The sequence below is a fragment of the uncultured Helicobacter sp. genome (genome assembly GCF_910577135.1).
GTDB lineage: Bacteria > Campylobacterota > Campylobacteria > Campylobacterales > Helicobacteraceae > Helicobacter_C > Helicobacter_C mastomyrinus.
Genome location: NZ_CAJTLL010000016.1, coordinates 1 through 19868, shown reverse-complemented (window position 1 = coordinate 19868; position 19868 = coordinate 1). Strand labels below are relative to the sequence as shown.

19 protein-coding genes and 3 pseudogenes are annotated in these 19868 nt (G+C 40.1%); 21 read left to right on the top strand and 1 reads right to left on the bottom strand.

The window, feature by feature from the left end:
* The first annotated feature begins 12 nt into the window (after positions 1–12).
* The 21 genes and pseudogenes from pstC (at position 13) to QZ289_RS08295 (ending at position 19344) form a co-directional block, all read left to right on the top strand.
* The gene (gene pstC, locus QZ289_RS08395; protein ID WP_295701556.1) at positions 13–885 is read left to right on the top strand and encodes a phosphate ABC transporter permease subunit PstC; all 873 of its coding nucleotides are present in this window, start codon (positions 13–15) and stop codon (positions 883–885) included.
* On the top strand, positions 878–1759 hold the full coding sequence (gene pstA / locus QZ289_RS08390) for a phosphate ABC transporter permease PstA (RefSeq protein WP_295701554.1): 882 nt from the start codon (positions 878–880) through the stop codon (positions 1757–1759). Before pstC ends, pstA begins: the two co-directional genes overlap by 8 nt.
* An 11-nt stretch (positions 1760–1770) precedes the next feature.
* Positions 1771–2529 (top strand): phosphate ABC transporter ATP-binding protein PstB, encoded by a 759-nt coding sequence (pstB, locus tag QZ289_RS08385; protein WP_295701552.1) that lies wholly within the window; start codon positions 1771–1773, stop codon positions 2527–2529.
* Complete coding sequence (locus QZ289_RS08380) at positions 2529–3101, top strand: PhoU domain-containing protein (RefSeq protein ID WP_295701550.1); 573 nt, start codon at positions 2529–2531, stop codon at positions 3099–3101. Before pstB ends, QZ289_RS08380 begins: the two co-directional genes overlap by 1 nt.
* 41 nt (positions 3102–3142) lie before the next feature.
* Entirely contained in the window at positions 3143–3814 is a 672-nt protein-coding gene (locus tag QZ289_RS08375; RefSeq protein WP_295701548.1) for a response regulator transcription factor, read from the top strand.
* Positions 3815–3822: 8 nt separating this feature from the next.
* Positions 3823–4374, top strand: coding sequence for a hypothetical protein (locus tag QZ289_RS08370; RefSeq protein ID WP_295701546.1), 552 nt, complete (start codon positions 3823–3825; stop codon positions 4372–4374).
* A complete protein-coding gene (locus QZ289_RS08365; RefSeq protein ID WP_295701544.1) occupies positions 4334–5509 on the top strand; it encodes an ATP-binding protein in 1176 nt (391 codons plus the stop codon). Before QZ289_RS08370 ends, QZ289_RS08365 begins: the two co-directional genes overlap by 41 nt.
* A gap of 286 nt (positions 5510–5795) precedes the next feature.
* On the top strand, positions 5796–7142 hold the full coding sequence (locus tag QZ289_RS08360; protein ID WP_295701542.1) for a butyryl-CoA:acetate CoA-transferase: 1347 nt from the start codon (positions 5796–5798) through the stop codon (positions 7140–7142).
* A 59-nt stretch (positions 7143–7201) separates the two neighbouring features.
* The gene (prpB, locus tag QZ289_RS08355; protein ID WP_295701540.1) at positions 7202–8074 is read left to right on the top strand and encodes a methylisocitrate lyase; all 873 of its coding nucleotides are present in this window, start codon (positions 7202–7204) and stop codon (positions 8072–8074) included.
* A gap of 11 nt (positions 8075–8085) precedes the next feature.
* A complete protein-coding gene (gene prpC, locus QZ289_RS08350; RefSeq protein ID WP_295701538.1) occupies positions 8086–9234 on the top strand; it encodes a 2-methylcitrate synthase in 1149 nt (382 codons plus the stop codon).
* A gap of 22 nt (positions 9235–9256) precedes the next feature.
* A complete protein-coding gene (gene prpD / locus QZ289_RS08345; protein ID WP_295701537.1) occupies positions 9257–10714 on the top strand; it encodes a 2-methylcitrate dehydratase in 1458 nt (485 codons plus the stop codon).
* 31 nt (positions 10715–10745) lie between these two features.
* The gene (locus QZ289_RS08340) at positions 10746–11090 is read left to right on the top strand and encodes a DUF485 domain-containing protein (RefSeq protein WP_295701535.1); all 345 of its coding nucleotides are present in this window, start codon (positions 10746–10748) and stop codon (positions 11088–11090) included.
* 10 nt (positions 11091–11100) lie between these two features.
* Positions 11101–12750, top strand: coding sequence for a cation/acetate symporter ActP (actP, locus tag QZ289_RS08335; protein ID WP_295701533.1), 1650 nt, complete (start codon positions 11101–11103; stop codon positions 12748–12750).
* A gap of 130 nt (positions 12751–12880) precedes the next feature.
* Positions 12881–14435: pseudogene (locus QZ289_RS08330) on the top strand (type I restriction-modification system subunit M).
* Positions 14436–14543: 108 nt separating this feature from the next.
* Entirely contained in the window at positions 14544–14924 is a 381-nt protein-coding gene (locus tag QZ289_RS08325) for a restriction endonuclease subunit S (protein ID WP_295701530.1), read from the top strand.
* A complete protein-coding gene (locus tag QZ289_RS08320; RefSeq protein ID WP_295701528.1) occupies positions 14902–15177 on the top strand; it encodes a GIY-YIG nuclease family protein in 276 nt (91 codons plus the stop codon). Before QZ289_RS08325 ends, QZ289_RS08320 begins: the two co-directional genes overlap by 23 nt.
* A 207-nt stretch (positions 15178–15384) precedes the next feature.
* Complete coding sequence (locus QZ289_RS08315; protein ID WP_295701526.1) at positions 15385–15660, top strand: type II toxin-antitoxin system RelB/DinJ family antitoxin; 276 nt, start codon at positions 15385–15387, stop codon at positions 15658–15660.
* Positions 15657–15917: a type II toxin-antitoxin system RelE/ParE family toxin gene (locus QZ289_RS08310; RefSeq protein WP_295701523.1), complete on the top strand. Its 261-nt coding sequence runs from the start codon at positions 15657–15659 to the stop codon at positions 15915–15917. Before QZ289_RS08315 ends, QZ289_RS08310 begins: the two co-directional genes overlap by 4 nt.
* Positions 15918–16299: 382 nt before the next feature.
* Positions 16300–16866: pseudogene (locus QZ289_RS08305) on the top strand (type I restriction endonuclease).
* 4 nt (positions 16867–16870) lie between these two features.
* The gene (locus tag QZ289_RS08300) at positions 16871–17188 is read left to right on the top strand and encodes a hypothetical protein (protein ID WP_295701521.1); all 318 of its coding nucleotides are present in this window, start codon (positions 16871–16873) and stop codon (positions 17186–17188) included.
* A complete protein-coding gene (locus QZ289_RS08295; RefSeq protein WP_295701519.1) occupies positions 17080–19344 on the top strand; it encodes a type I restriction endonuclease subunit R in 2265 nt (754 codons plus the stop codon). Before QZ289_RS08300 ends, QZ289_RS08295 begins: the two co-directional genes overlap by 109 nt.
* A gap of 261 nt (positions 19345–19605) precedes the next feature.
* Here the strand turns inward: QZ289_RS08295 and QZ289_RS08290 are convergent.
* Positions 19606–19868 (bottom strand): annotated as a pseudogene (locus QZ289_RS08290) (hypothetical protein); the annotation flags it as partial.

Here is a 19868-nt window from a genome sequence, read left to right as displayed (position 1 = left end):
CAAAGGACAATAATGACTAAAGTAAAAAGCATAAAAAATCTTTATGCAATGGGTGTACAGATATTGTTTGCCTTATGCGCTTTTGCCTGTGTGTTTGCCGTGGCAATAATATGTATCTTTTTATTTACTTCCTCTATCCCTAGCATTATGAAAATAGGGTTTGTGGATTTTATTTTTGGCTCTTTGTGGCAGCCCAATGCGGAAGTCTATGGCATTGCACCTATGATTGTAGGAAGTGTGTATGTAACTGCACTTGCACTCTTAATAAGTGTGCCTTGCGGTGTGTTAAGTGCTATCTATTTGGTGTTTTTCGCTCATAGATGGGTGAGATATGTTTTAAATCCTGCTGTGGAGCTACTCGCAGGGATTCCAAGTATAGTGTATGGATTTTTTGGGCTGATTGTGATTGTCCCCTTTCTTTCCTCTCTGCTTGGCACAAGTGGCAAGGGTCTCCTGGCTGCTTCTGTGCTTTTGGGGATAATGATTTTGCCAACTATCATTCTTGTGTCTAAAATAAGTCTTCAAGGCATTGATAAGGCTTATTTAGAGGGAGGATTAGCACTTGGAGCGAGTAAAGAACGTGTGGCATTCTTCGTAATGCTAAGGGCTGCGCAAAGTGGTGTGTTAGCAGGGATTATTCTAGGCGCAGGAAGGGCGATTGGCGAGGCGATGGCAGTAATTGTCGTTGCGGGGAATCAGCCCATATTCCCCCAATCCCTAAGCGATGGAGTGCGCACGCTTACTACAAATATTGTGCTTGAACTTGGGTATGCTGCAGATTTGCATAGGGAGGCACTTATCGCCTCGTGTGTGGTGCTTTTTGTCTTTATTTTAATGATTAATCTTTGTCTTAATGCGTTAAAAAGGAGGTGTGTGAATGAATAGAGCATTGCTAGCTATCACCCAAGCGTATGAAAAATATAAATGGGATATATCGCATAAGGATAAGCTTTCTTGCGCTCTTTCCTTTATCTTGCATATTTCTATGCTTGTATGCGGAGCTATGTTTGTTTTTGTGATTGGCTATATTTTGCTTAATGGCATACAGCATATTCATATCAATCTTTTTGAGTGGGAATACACTACTCAAAATGTATCTATGCTCCCCGCAATTATTAATACCATAACCATAGTGTTTATTTCGCTTCTCTTAGCAATACCCATAGCGATTTTTGGCGCTATTTTCTTAGAAGAATACACACATTCACAATCACGTCTTGTGCGTCTTATTGTTCTAGCTATTGAAACACTTGCTGGGATTCCAAGTATAGTATATGGGCTTTTTGGATACCTAGCGTTTGTTGTGTATTGTGGATTTGTGTTAAGCCTTTTAAGCGGGGCTTTAACCTTAGCCATTATGGTGCTACCTCTTATTTTACGCAATACCCAAGAGGCAATACGAGCAGTGCCTCACACTTACAAAGAAGCCTCACTTGGGCTTGGAGCTTCACTACTGCGCACTATTTTTGTTGTGATTTTGCCCTGTGCGATGAGCGGGATTGTAGCGGGAATCGTGCTAAGTGTGGGGAGGATAGTAGGGGAGAGCGCGGCATTACTCTACACCGCAGGAAGTGTAGCCCAAATAGCAGGTTTGTATGATTCTTCGCGGACATTAAGCGTGCATATGTATGCGCTTTTGAGTGAGGGGCAATATATGGAACAAGCCTATGCAAGTGCAGTTATCCTCCTTCTCATAGTGATTGGAATAAATACACTCTCGCACATTCTTGCAGCATATTTAAATCCCTACAAGCATTAAAGGTATAGAGAATGGAGAATATAGTTTTTCACATAGAGTGTTTAAATCTCTACTATGGGCAATTTCACGCGCTTAAAAATATCCATTTGGATTTATTGCGCAATGAAGTCAGTGCATTTATAGGACCAAGTGGTTGCGGTAAATCTACACTTTTAAAAAGCCTTAATCGTATGAATGATTTAGTGGAAAATTGCGTAATACAAGGTGATATACACTTTTGTGGGCAGGATATTTATGATAAAAGTTGTGATGTTAATATTTTGCGGAAACGTGTAGGTATGGTGTTTCAAAAACCAAATCCATTTCCTATGAGTATCTATGACAATATCGCATTTCCTTTACGCACACATTATTCTCTTAAAAAGATAGAGATTGATGAGAGTATAGAATCTTGTTTGAGAAGTGCGAATATGTGGGAGGAGGTAAAGGACAGGCTGCATAAGTCTGCCTTAGCACTTAGCGGAGGGCAGCAACAAAGACTATGTATCGCCCGCTCGCTAGCATTAAAGCCTGAAGTGATTTTGATGGATGAGCCCACTTCAGCCCTAGACCCTATCTCAACGCTTAAAATTGAAGATTTGATTAATGAGCTTAAATCGCAATATAGTATCGTGATAGTAACGCACAATATGCAGCAAGCTGCTCGTATAGCGGATAAGACGGCGTTTTTTCTTATGGGGGAGGTGATTGAGTTTGACAGCACGGAGCAGATATTTACCACACCCAAGGAACAAAAGACAAAAGACTACATTACAGGGAGGTTTGGATAATGCGTGATGTATATACAGCACAGCTTAATGCACTTAATGCGCAATGCAATATAATGCTTTCTTTGAGTGAAGATTCATTAGCATATGCGTGTTTTGGTGATTCAAAAATGGATATCAAAGAGATTGAGTTTATAGTAGAGCAGCTTAATGGGCTTGAAAAAGATATTTTTCACGCTTGTGAGATGATTATCTTAAAGCAGCAGCCCGTAGCACAGGATTTAGAATCTATTACACGCATTATTCGGCAGATTCTGGATTTGCGTCGTATTGGGGAGATTTCACTCAATAGCGCTAGAATTATTGTCGATATGCCCCAAGCATATAGATTTAGCCTTTTAGGAAAAATGGCAAATCTGCTCTATGAGATGTTTAGCGCTTTTAGGGAAAATCATATGCAACGTGTAAAAGAGTTAGAGGATATTATTGATTCTTGTTTTAGGCAGGTTAAAGCACAAATTGCACAAAATATTCAAAATTCCTATCAAGATGCGCATTGGTGGCTTGAAATACTTATGTTATCAAAATATTTTGAAAAAATTGCCGACCATATCAGTGCTATGACTTATGCTTAGCGCTAAAAGGAAAAAGATGGGAGAAAAGATAAAGGATTGATGTGATTTTTGTTCTTGAAGATGATGAGGGGATTTTAAGTCTTGTGCTTTATGCTTTAGAATCTGCCAATCTTGATGCAAGGGGTTTCCACACACCAAGAGAATTTTGGGAGGCTTTTAATGAGGAAAAGCCCTCCTGTATCTTGCTTGATGTAATGCTGCCAGAGGAGAGTGGATTAAGCATTTTGCAAAAGCTACGCAATAATCATAAATACAAAGATATATGTATCATTTTGCTCACAGCTTTAGAGAGTGAAATCGATATTATCAAGGGCTTGGAGAGCGGGGCAGATGATTATGTGAAAAAGCCTTTTAGCGCATTGGAACTTATCGCACGTATCAAGGCTTTGCTACGTAGAAGTAGCCAACATAATGAATGTGAATTTACATTCCACGAGCTTACATATTCTAAGAAAAATCATAATGTCCGCATTGGGCATCAAGTTTTACATCTTTCTTTAAAGGAATTTGAGCTATTGGGCTTATTTTTGCAATCGCCCAATCGTGTGTTTAGTCGCGAGGAATTGCTTGAGATTATTTGGGGGTATAATATTTCAGGCACACGCACAATCGATATACATATCAATACTTTGCGCTCTAAGCTAGGAGCCTATGGCACATATATTAAGACTATCCGCGGCATAGGCTATCAGTTTAATACCTTGGAATCATAGAGGACAATGTGAAAAAAAAGATTTTTTATGCTATCTTTTTTGGCATTTTTAGCGTGCAAATATTAAGCATACTCAGTGTGGTGCTGATATTTGATAATCTCATAAAGTCCCAAACTTTCGCACGTCTAAGCTATGTACTGACGCATTTGCATACAGATGAAATTCATAAGATTCTTACCCATCAAAGCAGTGGATTCCCAACAGCCTATCGCATTACCTTGCTCTCTGCGCAAGGAGAAGTCCTCTATGATAATAAAGCACAAGTAGAATCTATGGATAATCATCTAATACGCGATGAGGTGCAAGAGGTGCTTAAAGGTTCATACACAAGTCCTCGATATATCTTTACGCAAAGAGAATCTAAGACATTAAATGAGCAGACATTATATGCTACAACGCTTGTTGAGGTTGATTCTATACCTATTATCGTGCGTTTAAGCGAGAGAAAAAAGATGCTTAAAGCAGTGATTTTTTTATTTAAGCGCATTGTGTGTTTTTGGCATTATTTTGAGCGGCGTATTGGCATTAATATTAAGCAGAAAGATTATTGTCCCTATTGAGAATATTAATCTCTCTCACCCGCTTAAAACCAACCCCTACCCCGAGCTAAAGCCCTTTATGCAACGTATTGCCAAACAAAAGAAAAAAATCAAAAAGCAGCTTGGAATCATTAAGGCGCGACAGCGGGAAATTGAGATGATTATCTATAATATGAAAGAGGGATTTATCTTGCTTGATGCAAAAGGGGCAGTGCGCTCTTTTAATGCTATTGCGCTTGAGTATCTTAACATTACAGCAGAGGATATAGTGTTTGAGATACCACATTTGCAGAGTATGAATACAGAGATTACATCTATGCTTGATGATACGCAAGGTGAGGATAGGCATTTTGAATGTGTGATAGGGGAGCGGACATTATATATTGTCGCGCTTCCTGTGCGGGTGAAAAATATGCTACAAGCCTTAGCGCTGCTTGTGATTGATAAGAGCGCACAAAAACAAGCCGAGGATTTGAGGAAGTCTTTTAGTGCTAATGTAACACACGAGCTTAAAACGCCTCTATCAGTGATATTAGCGAGTAGTGAAATGCTAAAAAGCGGTCTGGTAAAGCAAGGAGATGAGCAAAGCTTTTTGACAAAAATTTATATCGAGTCAAAGCGACTTTCCACACTTATAGATAATATTTTGCGCCTGTCATTTTTTGATGAAAACACCCTAGAGCTTGAAAAATCGTATGTGGATTTGTATGAGATATGCAAACGTGTGCAAAAAAATCTTATGCCCTTAGCGCAGAATAAAAATATTCACATATACCTTTTGCCCCCACCTCAAAGCAAGAGTGAGATTTGGGGGATAAGCTCACTTATTGAGGATATGGTATATAATCTTGTAGAAAATGCCATTAAATACAGCTATGAGGACAGTACTATCACGATATCTCTAAGCCACAAAGAGCAGTATATTACGCTAAGTGTGAAAGATGAGGGGATAGGGATTCCCCTTGAGGAGCAAGAGCGAATCTTTGAGCGCTTTTATTGTGTGGATAAAAGCCGTAGCAAAAAGCTTGGCGGCAGTGGGTTGGGCTTAAGTATTGTAAAACATATCGTTGGGATACATAATGCACGCATTAAGCTTGTAAGCAAAGTAGGTAAAGGCACAAGTATGAGTGTAGAGTTTATGCCCTATGAGACTTAATTTTACAAGCTTAGATTGATGTTTTGTGCGAATGATGAATGAAAAAACTCTAGTCGTTCAAGGGTAAGAGCAAGGGATATGAGGGATTCATAATATAATAGAGCTCTATCAGCTATAAAAATTGCATAAATTTTGTGCATAAATATATTTTTATGTCTAAAAGCTGTCTTTAAAACATCAAAAGTTGTGCAAAACAAAAACATATAATTAATATAGAATAGTTCATTCTCATTGAAAAAAGGGGATTATAAAACCTCTTGGAGAAAATTTAGAGCAAAGGGTAAAAATGGATATACATCAAATGTATAAGCAAAAGATTACAAGTGCAGAAAATGCGGTGAAAGTAATTAAGTCCGGTGATTGGGTCGATTATGGTTGGGCTGTAACTGCGCCTGTAGCACTTGATGTAGCCTTGAGTAAGCGCATTGAGGAACTAGATGATATTAAGCTTCGTGGAGGTATCTTGCTTCAAGTCCCTGAAGTCTTTAAAATCGATACACAAGGCAAACACGCCTCTTGGCATACTTGGCACGCAAGTGGCATAGGGCGCAAACTTATAGAGCAAGGCTTGGGATTCTATATGCCTATGCGATATAGCGAATTGCCACGATATTATAAGGAAACATCAGCTATGCCTAATGTGATAATGCTACAAGTTGCACCGATGGATTCACACGGGTATTTTAACTTCGGTCCTAGTGCTTCGCATTTATCTGCTTGCATAGAGAAAGCTCAAGTGGTGATTGTAGAGGTAAATGCGAATATGCCTCGTTGTTTGGGGGGCTTTGGCACAGATGTGCATATCTCACAAGTGGATATGATAGTCGAGGGGAGTAATCCACCCCTTATTGAAGTGCCCTCAGCTGAAATCTCTCAAGTAGATATGGCAGTAGCAGAGCTGATAGTAGAAGAGATAAGCGATGGAGCGTGCATACAATTAGGTATAGGCGGTATGCCTAATGCGGTAGGTTCTTTTATCGCAAAGTCGCATTTGAAAGATTTAGGCGTGCATACGGAGGTATATGTTGATGCGTTTGTGGAGATGACTGAAGCGGGTAAAATCAATGGCAAACGCAAGAATATCAATAAGGGCAGACAGACATATTCCTTTGCGATGGGGACTAAGAAGCTCTATGATTTTTTGGATAATAATCCTGAATGTATGAGTGCGCCGGTGGATTATACCAATGATATACGTATGATTGCTGCGCTAGATAATTTCATTTCTATCAATAATGCAGTGGATATAGATCTATTTGGGCAGGTAAATTCTGAATCTTCAGGCACAAGGCATATTAGCGGTGCAGGCGGACAGCTAGACTTTGTGCTTGGAGCATATCTGGCTAACAATGGCAAAAGCTTTATATGCTGCTCTTCCACAATGAAAGCAAAGGATGGCACACTTAAGAGCAGAATCTTGCCTACCTTGCACGAGGGTAGTATCGTAACTGCCACGAGGGCAAATGTGCATTATCTTGTTACTGAATATGGCAAGGCAAATCTTAAGGGCTTAAGCACTTGGGAGAAATGCGAGGCGATTATTGGTTTGGCTCACCCGGATTTTAGAGATGAGCTTATCCTCAAAGCAGAGGAGATGAAAATCTGGCGAAAAAGTAACAAAATTCGCCCATAATCTAAGAAAAGGAGGCATACACTACAGTTTTATAGACATTACATTTTAAAGGAGATACGATGAAGACACAAGGAGAAAAATTAAGGGAAGCGGTCGCACAACACCACCCATTGCAGATTCTAGGCGTTATCAACGCATATAGCGCAATACAAGCGCAAAAATGTGGTGCAAAAGCACTCTATTTGAGCGGAGGTGCATTAGCAGCGATGAGCTTGGGTGTGCCGGATTTAGGTATTAGCGCGTTAGAAGATGTATGTGTCGATGTGCGTAGAATCACCGCAGCGAGTGATTTACCCTTGCTTGTTGATGCCGATACAGGTTGGGGAGGGGCGTTTAATATCGCTAGGACGATACGAGAGCTTACCCGCAGCGGTGCGGCAGGGTGTCATATCGAAGATCAGGTAGCACAGAAGCGATGCGGACATCGCCCTAATAAAGAGCTGGTAAGCCCCCAAGAGATGTGCGATAGGGTAAAAGCCGCTGTAGATGCGAGATTAGATGCAAGCTTTGTAGTAATGGCGCGCACAGATGCACACGCGAGTGAAGGGCAGCAAGCGGCCCTTGATAGGGCGGCATTATATGTAGAATCTGGAGCAGATATGATATTTGCCGAGGCTATCCACACATTAGAGGAATACAAGCAATTCACGCAGCACATTAAAGTGCCTGTGTTAGCAAATATCACGGAATTTGGTAAGACACCTTATTTTACACGCGATGAGCTAGGAGATGTAGGGATAGCTATGGTGCTTTATCCATTATCTGCGGCAAGGGCGATGTGTAAGGCGGCGTTAGGTGTGTTTGAGGATATTTTGCAAAATGGCTCACAGAAAAATAGTATTGAAGCAATGCAGACACGTGCAGAACTCTATGAGACATTAGGCTATCACGAATACGAGCAAAAGCTTGATAGGCTTTTTCAATCAAAATAAAGGAGTAAAAAATGGGAGAAGCAATTAAAATACAAAAGGTAGGCGGACTTGCAGGAGTAAATGCTGGACAATCAGCTATTTGCACCGTTGGCACAGGACACGGGCTAAACTATCGTGGATATGATATTTATGATTTGGCACGTGAGTGTGAGTTTGAGGAAGTGGCGTATTTGCTTCTGCGGGAGAAGCTACCCAATAAGGCGGAATTAGAATCCTTTAAAAAAGAGCTTATGGCGGCTAGAGCATTGCCACAGGCACTAAAGGAGACATTAAAGCTATTGCCTAAAAACGCGCACCCTATGGATATTATGCGCACAGCTTGTTCTATGCTAGGCTGTCTTGAGAGTGAGGAATATGATCTTCATAAGCTATCATTTCCTATGCAGCAAAAAATCGCCGTGAGATTGCTAGGGATTTTCCCCTCTGTGCTGACATTTTGGCATCATTATCATCATAGTGGCAAGGAGATTAGCACACAATCAAATCAAGATTCTATTGGCGGATATTTCTTGGAGCTGCTTCATCAAAAGCCTCCAAAAGAGCTATGGGTAAAGGCTATGCACGTAAGCCTTATACTCTATGCAGAACACGAATTTAACGCAAGCACTTTTAGCGCGAGGGTGATTACTGCAACAATGTCGGATATTTATTCAGGTATTACAGGAGCGATTGGCGCATTAAGAGGACCACTACACGGCGGGGCAAACGAAGCAGCAATGGAGCTTATCACTGAATATAAAAGCCCACAAGAGGCTACACAAGGCATTTTAGATAAGTTAGCAAAGAAAGATAAAATTATGGGCTTTGGACATCGTGTGTATGTCCAGGCTGACCCGCGCAATGTGGTGATTAAAGAATGGAGCAAACGCTTAAGCGAAGATGTAGGCGATACAAAGGGCTTGTATCCTATCAGTGAAGCCATAGAAAAGGTAATGTGGGATCAAAAGAAGCTTTTCCCTAATCTTGATTTTTATAGCGCGTCTGCTTATCATTTTATGGGGATTCCTACGGCTTATTTTACACCTATTTTTATTTTCTCACGCACAGTAGGGTGGTTGGCACATATTTTTGAGCAAAGGGCAAATAATAAGCTTATCCGCCCAAGCAGCGAATATATAGGACCTGAAAACAAGGCATTTGTGCCTATGGATAAACGATAAAAAATCACACAAGGAAGATACAATGAGCGTAGATATGGGTATTTTGGAAACAAAACGACCGGAATTTGATGAGCTACTCACCAAGATTGCGCGGTATGCGTTGGAATATGAGATTACATCGCCTTTAGCGTATGAGACAGCACGATATTGTCTAATGGATACGATAGGCTGCGGACTTTTGGCATTAAACTTTCCGGCTTGCACGAAGCTTTTAGGACCTGTGGTAGAGGGAGCGGAGTTCAGACCGCTTGGTGCGAAGATTCCCGGCACAAGCTATCAGTTAGAGCCTGAACGTGCGGCATTTAATATCGGGGCGATGGTGCGATGGCTAGATTTTAACGATACGTGGCTTGCTGCGGAGTGGGGACACCCTAGTGATAATCTCGGGGCGATTTGGGCAGTAGCAGATTATCTAAGCCGCAAAAATATCGCGCAAAATAAGCCTCCTTTACTTGTCAAAGATGTGCTAAGTGCTATGATTAAGGCACACGAGATTCAAGGTATTTTGGCATTGGATAGCTGCTTTAACAAAGTAGGGCTAGATCACGTCTTGCTTGTGAGGATTGCTAGCACAGCGGTAGCGTGTGTAATGCTAGGCGGGAGCTTTGAAGAAGTGCGCAATGCAGTGAGCCACGCCTTTATTGATGGAGGAGCGTTAAGGACATATCGCCACGCACCTAACACAGGAAGTCGTAAAAGCTGGGCGGCAGGAGATGCGAGTTCTAGGGGAGTGAATCTTGCATTAAAGGCTTTAAGCGGTGAAATGGGTTATCCTAGTGCGCTAAGTGCTGCATTTTGGGGATTTGAAGATGTCAAGATGAAGGGGCAGAAGCTCACTATCCCGCAGGAGTTTGGTAGCTATGTGATGGAGAATGTGTTATTTAAAATCAGCTTCCCGGCAGAATTTCACGCACAAACCGCAGTAGAATGCGCTATTAAGCTACATAACGAAGTGAAAAATCGCCTTGATGAGATTGAGAAAATCATCATCACCACACAAGAATCCGGACATAGAATCATCAATAAAGTAGGACCTTTGGCAAATCCCGCCGATAGAGACCATTGCATCCAATATATGGTAGCCGTGCCGCTTGTGTATGGGGAGTTGAAGGCGGAGCATTATGAGGATTCTATCGCGCAGGATTCTCGTATTGACGCGTTGCGTGATAAGATGGTAGTGGAGGTTGATGACCGATACACAAAGGAGTATTTAGAATCCGATAAGCGCAGTATCGCTAATGCGGTGCAGATTTTCTATAAAGATGGGAGTAAGAGCCAAAAGGTAGAGGTGGAATATCCTATCGGGCATAAGAGAAGGAGAGATGAGGGGATTCCTGTGCTTATTGAGAAGTTTAAGCGCAATATCGCTCTTAAACTTAGCCCCAAAAAGTGCGCAGCTATTAATGAAATATGCGCCAATCAAAAAGCGTTAGAATCTACACCATTTCACGCCTTTAGCAATTTATTCTGGCTAGGCTAAGAATTTCAACAACACATTTAAGGAGAAAAAAATGACTTGTGAGAAAGCCTATTGTGAGCCTCAAAACTTAGAGCAAAAAAAGCTTTTTGAGGAATATGAAAATTTTATGCGTTTTAAGCTCAACTTTGCTTTGTTTTTGAGCTTTATCATACTTGGGGCTTATTTTAGCTTTTTGGCTTTGGTGGGATTTTTTCCTGATTTTCTCGGTATTAGTATAGGAGAAAGCGCCATCACCCTGGGTATAGTTTTTGGCATTTGTGCTATTTTGCTTGGTGTGCTTGGCACTTATGTGTATAGCTTTATTGCGAATAATTTTTTAGACAAAAGACAAGAGGAATTATTAGCAAAGATGAAAGAAGCAAAGCTCATTATTTAAGGAGGTTAAAATGAAAGCATTGTTGATTTTAAGCGCCTGTTTGAGTTTGGCTTTGGGTGCTGCTTTTGATAGCGAGGCAGAGGTTGTTAAAAACGATCTCAATCTCACCGCTGTGGCGATGTTTGCCCTTTTTGTCGGGGCTACCTTAGTCATTACTTATTATTGTTCTAAAAAAACCCAAAGTGCTGAGAGCTTTTTCACTGCAGGTGGAGGAATTTCTGGCTTTCAAAATGGACTTGCTATAAGTGGAGATTATATGAGTGCAGCAGCTTTTCTAGGGCTTTCTGCTCTTATTTTTTCTTATGGCTTTGATGCTTTGATTTATCCTGTGGGCTGGACTATTGCTTGGCCTGTGATTTTATTTTTAATTGCTGAAAGGCTTAGAAATCTAGGCAAATTCACCTTCACTGATGTTATAGCTCTAAGACTTGAGGAAAAGCCTATACGTATAGTTGCTGCTTTAAGCACACTTTGCATAGTGATTTTATATCTTGTGGCTCAAATGGTAGGTGCAGGGCAGCTCATACAAACGCTTTTTGGGCTTCCTTATGCTTTAGCTGTGGTTTTAGTGGGGCTTTTGATGATGGCTTATGTGATCTTTGGAGGGATGCACGCAACAACTTGGGTGCAAATCATCAAAGCCTCGCTCTTACTTGGAGGTACTAGCTTTATGGCTTTAGTCATACTCTATCTCTCAAATTTTGACTTGAAATATTATTTTGATATGGCAATTAACAATCACCCCAAAGGCGAAGCCATAATGAAAGCCGGGACTTTCTTTAAAGATCCTATTGCTACCTTTTCTTTAGGACTTGCAGTTACCTTTGGCACAGCCGGTTTGCCTCATATTTTAATGCGTTTTTTCACGGTTAAGGATGCGAGTGAGGCTAGAAAATCCGCTTTTTGGGCAACTTGCTTTATCGCGTATTTTTTCATTTTGATGTTTGTTTTGGGTTTTGGAGCGATAGCCTTTGTTTTAGCTGATGCAAGATACATTGATGCGAGTGGGAATTTTAGCGGAGCGAGTAATATGGTGGTGATTATCTTGGCTGAGATTTTAGGCGGTAATGTGCTTTTGGGCTTTATCTCTGCTGTGGCTTTTGCGACTATTTTGGCTGTTGTCTCTGGGCTTTGCATAAGCGGAGCTGGAGCCATAGCTCACGATTTATACAATCACGCCATAAAGCAAGGCAAGGCAGATTCTAAAAGCGCTTTGAGAATCTCAAAAATCGCCACTATAGTTTTAGGGATTTTATCCATTATTCTAGGCTTTGTTTTTGAAAATCAAAATGTAGCCTTTATGGTGGGGCTTATCTTTGGCATAGCAGGGAGTGTGAATTTCCCTATCATCTTGCTGTGCTTGTATTGGCGGGGTTTGACTACAAGGGGCGTTTTCTTAGGAGGCTTACTAGGGCTTTTAGCTGTGGTTAGTTTTGTGATGTTTTCTCCTAGTATGTGGGTAAAGACCTTTGGCTTTGAGAGTGCGATTTTTCCTTATGATCATCCGGCTATTTTTTCTATACCTCTTACCTTTTTCTTGCTGTGGTTTTTCTCCATCATAGATAAAAGTAAAAGAGCTAGTATTGATAAAGAAAATTTCGCCGCCTTTGATTTTAGGGCAAGAACAGGCATAGGAGCAAATAGCGCCAATATACATTGATTCTTATACCTTTGCCAAAGTGCAAAGGTATTTATTTGTATTATTCATAATATTCAAAGTTTAAGTTTGCTATCATTTTCTATACTCTCAAATATTCCTCTTAAATATATATAAATAATGGAGACTTATAATGAGCGAAAAGCAAAGACTGCACACTACTATTTGGAAAATCGCCGATGAGCTTCGCGGCAGTGTCGATGGCTGGGATTTTAAAAACTATGTTTTAGGATTCTTATTCTATCGATTTTTATCAGAAAATTTTGTCGCTCATATTAATGAAAAACAAAGTAGCGGGGGGAGGGGGAGGGGTATTCAACTATTTAGCCCTAGAAGATGAAAAAGCTAAAGTAGCACAAGAAGTCCTCGTTAGAGAAAAGGGCTTTTTTATCCTCCCCTCCCAATGCTTCATACGCGTTTTAGATAAAGCAAAAGATTCACAAGAGTATAGAGATAATCTCAATACCACCTTAAGCGACATTTTACCTCTATTCAAGCCTCCGCTATTGGCACTCCTAGCGAGATAGCCTTCAAAGGGCTATTTAATGATATGCGCCTTAATGATACGATACTTGGCGAGAGTGTCAAAAAGCGCAATGACAAACTTTACAAAGTGATGAGTGTTATCGCTACACTAGAGCTAGGCTTTAGCCATAATAGCATTGATGCCTTTGGCGATGCCTATGAATACTTAATCGGTATGTATGCGGCAGCAGCGGGAAAAAGCGGAGGCGAGTATTTCACACCTCAAGAGGTTTCGCACTTTATGGCGCAAGTGGTCTTTTATGAGAGAAAAAAGGCAAATAAAGTCTATGATATCACTTGCGGCAGTGGCTCTTTGGTCCTGCAGTGCGAGAGAATAGGCAAAGATAGAATCTTAAAGGGATTCTACGGGCAGGAGATTAACCCCACTTCTTACAACCTCTGCCGTATGAATATGATTTTGCATGAATATCAATTTTACAAATTTTAATATCGCTTTGGGCGATACGCTTTTAGAGCCTAAACACGGCGATAGTGAGCCTTTTGATGTGATTGTGTCAAATCCGCCATTTTCTACCAAATGGGAGGGTAAGGATAATCCTTTGCTTATAAATGATGAGCGATTTGCTCCGGCGGGAGTGCTTGCTCCAAGTAGCAAGGCAGACTTTGCGTTTTTGCTTCACGGGCTATCGTGGCTCTCTCCCTCTGGCATTATGGCAATCGTAATGTTCCCAGGTGTGTGCTATCGCGGCGGTGCAGAGCGGCAAATCCGCAAATATCTAATCGATAATAATTTCATCGATAGCGTGATTACCCTGCCGCCTAATCTCTTTTTTGGTAATAGTATTTCTGCTTGTATCATCGTGCTAAAGAAAAATAAGCCTGATACTTCCGTGCTTTTCATCAATGGCAGCGAGGAATATGCAAAAGCGACTAATAAGAATAAGCTCTCCCCACAAAATATAGACAATCTCCTTAAATTTTACACGCAAAGGGCAGATGTGCCTTTTGTGTGTAAGGTGGCAAGCTATGAGGAGATAGCCACTAATGACTATAATCTAAGCCCTTCAAGCTACATCGAGGCAAAGGATACGCGCGAGAGGGTGGATATTAAGGAGCTAAATGCTGAGATTAAGGAGATTGTAGAAAGACAAGCAGCTTTAAGAGCACAGATTGATGCTATAGTCGCAGATTTGGAGGGCTAACCCCATCCTGTCATTGCGAACGCAGTGAAGTAATCCACGCCTTTAGTCATTACGAGGAAGTGCGAAGCACAACGAAGCAATCCATACATAAAATAAAAGGAGTGGCAAATGAATAGCATAGAGAAACTTATACAAGAGCTTTGCTCTAATGGCGTGGAGTTTAAGGCACTTTGGGAGATAACTCATTTAAGGGCAGGAGATAGAATTATAAAATCAATGATGAAAGATAATGAAAAATATCCTGTTTATGGCGGAGGTGTAGAACCCACAGGCTATTACCACGAATTTAATTTTAAAAATGCCATTACTATTGCAAGGGCTGGAAGTGCTGGTTCTGTGTGTTGGCAGGAAAAAGAATTTTGGGCTACTGATGTATGTTTTGTCGCAAGTAGCCGTCATTGCGAGGACTACAGGACGAAGCAATCCATATATAAACAAAAGAAAGGACTAACCTTGAAAAAAGCCTATGTGTATATACTTTTTTTCTAAAGCCAATGGCACACTTTATACAGGTGTAACAAGTGATTTGCCTAAAAGAATTTATGAGCATAAAAACAAAATCACAAAGGGCTTTAGTGCAAAATATAATGTTGATAAATTGGGATATTATGAAATATATGATGATATAAAAGACGCTATTGCAAGAGAAAAGCAAATCAAAGCTGGAAGCAGGCAGAAAAAGCTTGATTTGATAGAGAGTTTCAATCCACGATGGGAGGATTTATATGAAAGTTTATTGTAGCCGTCATTGCGAGGCAGTGTGAAGCACAACGAAGTAATCTATAAAAAGAATAATAGATTACTTCGCTATGCCCGTAATGACGAAATAGATTGCCACGAAGGCCCTGCGGACTTTCTCGCAATGACAAGGAGCAAATGACAATGAAAAGCTTACAAAAGCAAACAAATATGTTATAATCACATACAAATTCATACAAAAGGATAGATTATGACTTCATTAGTGCAGTTTAGAATGGATAGCAACGATAAAGAGCTTTTGGAAACAATGCTTAAAGATATGGGGCTTGATTTGGGCACGGCTTTTAGAATCTTTGCCGCAAAGGTGCTAAAAACAGGTGAGATACCCTTTCAAATCAGCACAAATATCGACCCTGACACGATGGAAACAGAAGCAAACAAAAGAGCTTATAAAAAGGCTTTAAAAGAGCTAGAAAATGGTGAAACGATAAGCCACGAGGAGCTAAAAAAGGAATTGGGCTTATGAATTTTGATATAAAATATAGTAGAGCTGTAAAGAAATTTTTACATAAGCATCGCGATTTAGCTCCTAAAATCATTGATTGCTTAGAGCAAATCGCGCAAAATCCATACTCAAATACCCTTGATATAAAAAAGCTGCAGCATACGACAAATTGCTTTCGCTTGAGGATTGGCAAATATAGAATCCTCTATGAGATAAGAGATGAAGAAATACTCATCTATGCTTATGATGCAGATAGCAGAGGCGATGTGTATAAATGAGGCTTTAGCTAAAAAACAATAAAAGATTCTAAAGGAGGCTTGAAAAATTAGTTTGTATTAGAATCGAGATTTGCGGGGGTAGCGGGTGAATTTGCTGGTGCAAATGCACGCCACGAGGCTAAAGCCTCTCGCAATGACGGACAAAATTGTCATTGCGAGGGACTGTAACGACCGAAGCAATCTATAAAATCAATGTAATGGATTGCCACAGCCCTAAAGGGCTTCGTAATGACAGCAAAAGCCTAGGTTGCCACGAATCTGCTTTTGCAGTTTCTCACAATGACAAAAAAAGTTAGATTGTCGCGGCGATTCTGCTTCGCAATGACGCAATAAGCTATGCGGCAAAGCCTTGCGATGACATATTCAAACCAAAGGAGCAAAAATGCAATCACTTGAGCGAATTATGCAAGATGAACGCTCTACACTTGTGGCGCAATACACACCATCAAAGCACACAAATAGCGGCTATCAAAGCGAAGCGGCTTTAGAAGCGGAGTTTATAGCCATCTTAGAATTGCAAGGCTATGAATATGTGCCTATTAAGAGTGAGGAGGCATTGATAGAGAATCTTAAAAAGCAGCTTGAAGCCCTTAATAACATCACTTTTAGCCCGAGTGAATGGCAGAGGTTTTTTAAAGAAGTGCTATGCCGCGCGAGTGATGGGATTATCGAAAAGACGACATTAATACAAGAGCAAGAAATCCAAGTGCTTAAACGCGATGATGGGTGTGAGATTAATATCAAACTGCTTGATAAAAATCATATTTATAATAACCGTCTGCAAGTGATTAATCAATACGCGGTAGAGGGATGGAGGTAAAATCGCTATGATGTGAGTGTGCTTGTCAATGGACTGCCTTTGGTGCATATCGAGCTAAAACGGCGGGGTGTGCATATCAAAGAGGCGTTTAATCAAATCTCGCGTTATGGCAGGGAATGGGTTATTTGAATTTGTGCAGATTTTTGTTATCGGCAATGGCACTTACACAAAGTATTATGCCAATACGACAAGAGAATCTCATCTCAAAGACAAAAATGATATAAAAGTGCAAAAAAGCAGTCATAGCTTTGAATTTACATCATTTTGGGCGGATTTGAAAAATAATCCTATCAGTGATTTATGCGATTTTGCAAAGACATTTTTTTTGCTAAACATACACTTTTGCGTATTCTCTGTCGGTATTGCGTGTTTGATGTGGATAGAAAGCTGCTTGTCCTGCGACCTTATCAAATCGCCGCTACGGAGAAAATCTTGCAAAAAATCGCTATGAGCTATCATCATAAGCTTTATGGGTGCAGGGCACAAAGTGGAGGGTATATCTGGCATACCACAGGGAGTGGCAAGACACTTACAAGCTTTAAGGTCGCGCAACTTGCAAGTGGCTTTAAGGAGATTTATAAGGTGCTTTTTGTCGTGGATAGAAAGGACTTAGACTATCAAAGTATAAAAGAATATGATAGATTCCAAAAGGGCGCGGTAGATTCTACCAAAAATACAAAAGTGCTTTCTCAAAAACTCCATAATGATGAGAGCAGAATCATCGTAACGACTATTCAAAAACTCGCAAGATTTGTCCAGCAGCATAAAGATGATAAAAGCGCGGTATTTGATAAGCATATAGTGATTATCTTTGATGAATGCCATCGAAGTCAGTTTGGGGAAATGCACGGGCTTATTAAAAAGCATTTTAAAAAATATTATCTCTTTGGATTCACAGGCACGCCGATTTTTGCTCAAAATGCCAATGGGATTGAGACGACACAAAGTGTTTTTGGAGAGCAGCTCCATACATATAGCATAATCCACGCAATTAGGGATAAGAATGTTCTGCCCTTCCGCGTGGCATACATCTCTACGATAAAGCAAAAAGAGGATATGGAGGATAAAAAGGTATATGCAATCAATAAAGATGAGCTACTGCTATCAAATGAACGGATTCAAAAGATAGTCTCTTATATTTTAGAGCATTTTGATGTGCAAACCAAGCGCGATAAAATCTATACGAGCAAAGATAAGTCAATGAAGGGCTTTAACAGCCTTTTTGCGACGTTTTCTATCGAAGCGGCGATTGCGTATTACAAAGAGTTTAAGCGGCAAAATGAATGCTTAGAGAAGCATAAGCAGCTTAAAATCGGGCTTATTTATAGCTTTGCCGCAAATGAAGAGGCACGGGCAGATATTGATGGGGTGGGCATTGATGAAGAAAATAGCGATGAGACAATAGGGCTTGAAAAGAGTCAAAGGGATTTTTTAGAATCTGCCATAAGCGATTATAATGCAATGTTTAAACAAAGCTTTGATGCAAGTGCGGAGAAGTTTGCAAATTATTATAAAGACATCAGCAAAAGGCTCAAAGAGCGGGAGATTGACTTAGTGATTGTGGTTAATATGTTTTTGACAGGCTTTGATGCGACTACGCTCAATACGCTTTGGGTGGATAAGAATCTTAAATATCACGGACTGCTTCAGGCGTATTCTAGGACAAATAGAATCTTAAATGCAGTAAAGACATTTGGGAATATCGTATGTTTCCGTGATCTTAAAGAAGCCACAGATAAGAGCCTTATGCTTTTTGGTGATGAAAATGCGCAAAAAATGGTGTTTTTGCGGAGTTTTGAGGAATATTATTATGGCTATGATGAGAATGGCACATATCATAAGTGTTATGCAGAGCTTGTAGAGAGCTTGAGGGCAGATTTTGCATTAGAGCATATTTTGGAAAAGTTGCCTTTACAGACACAGCAAAAAGCTTTTATAGAGCTTTTTTCACATATTTTAAAAAGTAAAAAAATTTTATCTTGCTTTGATGAGTTTATGGGCAAGGAGATTCTCACACAGAGGGAATGGCAGGATTATCAAAGTCATTATATTGATATATACACAGCTTACAAGAAGGAGCTTGAAGAGCGGGAGAGTGTGCTTGAAGTAGAGCTGATCAAGCAAATAGAGGCAAATCTCGAATATATAATCGAGCTTATTCGTATATCGCATAAGGATAATAGGCTTGATAGGGCATTTTCATTAAGTATTGAAAAATCTATCGATTCGAGCATAGAATTAAGAAATAAAAAAGATTTGATATTAAGCTTTCTTGCCTCGCTCTCACCCCAAAGTGATGTGGATAAGGCATTAGAAGCCTTTATCGCACAAAAGAAACAAGAGGAGCTAGAGGCGATTATCACAGCGGAAAATCTAAAGCCCACAGAGACAAGAGCATTTGTGAGAAAAGCTTTTGAGCTAGATTCTATGAGTGAGTATGGCACATCTTTTAGTGAGATTTTGCCCCCAAGAGATTATTTTAGTCCCCACACGCAAGAGAATCATACGCATATTTTTACACGGCTTTATACGTTTTTTGAACGTTTTAGGGGTTTTAAAATTTCGGCTTTAAGGTTATCGATATTTAGCGACTCGTTTGCATTATAAAATAAGCGTGAAATTTAAGGATTATCATTGCCCGTGTATAGGGTGATGCTTTAATCCTTTTCAAAACACAACCCACTATATTGATATACAGATATATCCCTATGAAAAGGAATCATAGAACTATCAAAAGGATCTTTCCATTCATCTACTAATCTATATCCACGTGAAGTAAAGAATCCTATAAACTCATCTCTATTAAAAATATAGAGTGGCAAGTAATATTGATTAAGAGCATTTTGAAGTGTTATGAAAGTGTGAGTTTTACTTTGAAGGGGAATGCGCGTGAGAAGAATATATCTTATCCCCCCCCCCCGTGCTATTTCCTTGCTTTAGGAGAGATTCTAAAATAGAGTATATATCTTTAACGTATTGGAATGCACCAGAGCTTAGTAAAATATCTGCCAAAGCGGCAGATGTCGCAAATTTAACATTCCCTATACCCAATGTTTTCACCATCGCATTCCCTACACTTACATTAGATTCTAACTCTACTACCTCCCATTGAGGTTTAAGAGCATTATATG

Excerpts from the sequence above, each read along its gene's own strand:
- prpD (WP_295701537.1), top strand. The coding sequence starts at position 9,257 with ATGAGCGTAGATATGGGTATTTTGGAAACAAAACGACCGGAATTTGAT.
- QZ289_RS08315 (WP_295701526.1), top strand. The coding sequence starts at position 15,385 with ATGACTTCATTAGTGCAGTTTAGAATGGATAGCAACGATAAAGAGCTT.
- QZ289_RS08340 (WP_295701535.1), top strand. The coding sequence starts at position 10,746 with ATGACTTGTGAGAAAGCCTATTGTGAGCCTCAAAACTTAGAGCAAAAA.
- prpB (WP_295701540.1), top strand. The coding sequence starts at position 7,202 with ATGAAGACACAAGGAGAAAAATTAAGGGAAGCGGTCGCACAACACCAC.
- QZ289_RS08325 (WP_295701530.1), top strand. The coding sequence starts at position 14,544 with ATGAATAGCATAGAGAAACTTATACAAGAGCTTTGCTCTAATGGCGTG.
- QZ289_RS08320 (WP_295701528.1), top strand. The coding sequence starts at position 14,902 with ATGTGTATATACTTTTTTTCTAAAGCCAATGGCACACTTTATACAGGT.
- prpC (WP_295701538.1), top strand. The coding sequence starts at position 8,086 with ATGGGAGAAGCAATTAAAATACAAAAGGTAGGCGGACTTGCAGGAGTA.
- pstB (WP_295701552.1), top strand. The coding sequence starts at position 1,771 with ATGGAGAATATAGTTTTTCACATAGAGTGTTTAAATCTCTACTATGGG.
- QZ289_RS08380 (WP_295701550.1), top strand. The coding sequence starts at position 2,529 with ATGCGTGATGTATATACAGCACAGCTTAATGCACTTAATGCGCAATGC.
- actP (WP_295701533.1), top strand. The coding sequence starts at position 11,101 with ATGAAAGCATTGTTGATTTTAAGCGCCTGTTTGAGTTTGGCTTTGGGT.
- QZ289_RS08360 (WP_295701542.1), top strand. The coding sequence starts at position 5,796 with ATGGATATACATCAAATGTATAAGCAAAAGATTACAAGTGCAGAAAAT.
- pstA (WP_295701554.1), top strand. The coding sequence starts at position 878 with ATGAATAGAGCATTGCTAGCTATCACCCAAGCGTATGAAAAATATAAA.
- pstC (WP_295701556.1), top strand. The coding sequence starts at position 13 with ATGACTAAAGTAAAAAGCATAAAAAATCTTTATGCAATGGGTGTACAG.
- QZ289_RS08310 (WP_295701523.1), top strand. The coding sequence starts at position 15,657 with ATGAATTTTGATATAAAATATAGTAGAGCTGTAAAGAAATTTTTACAT.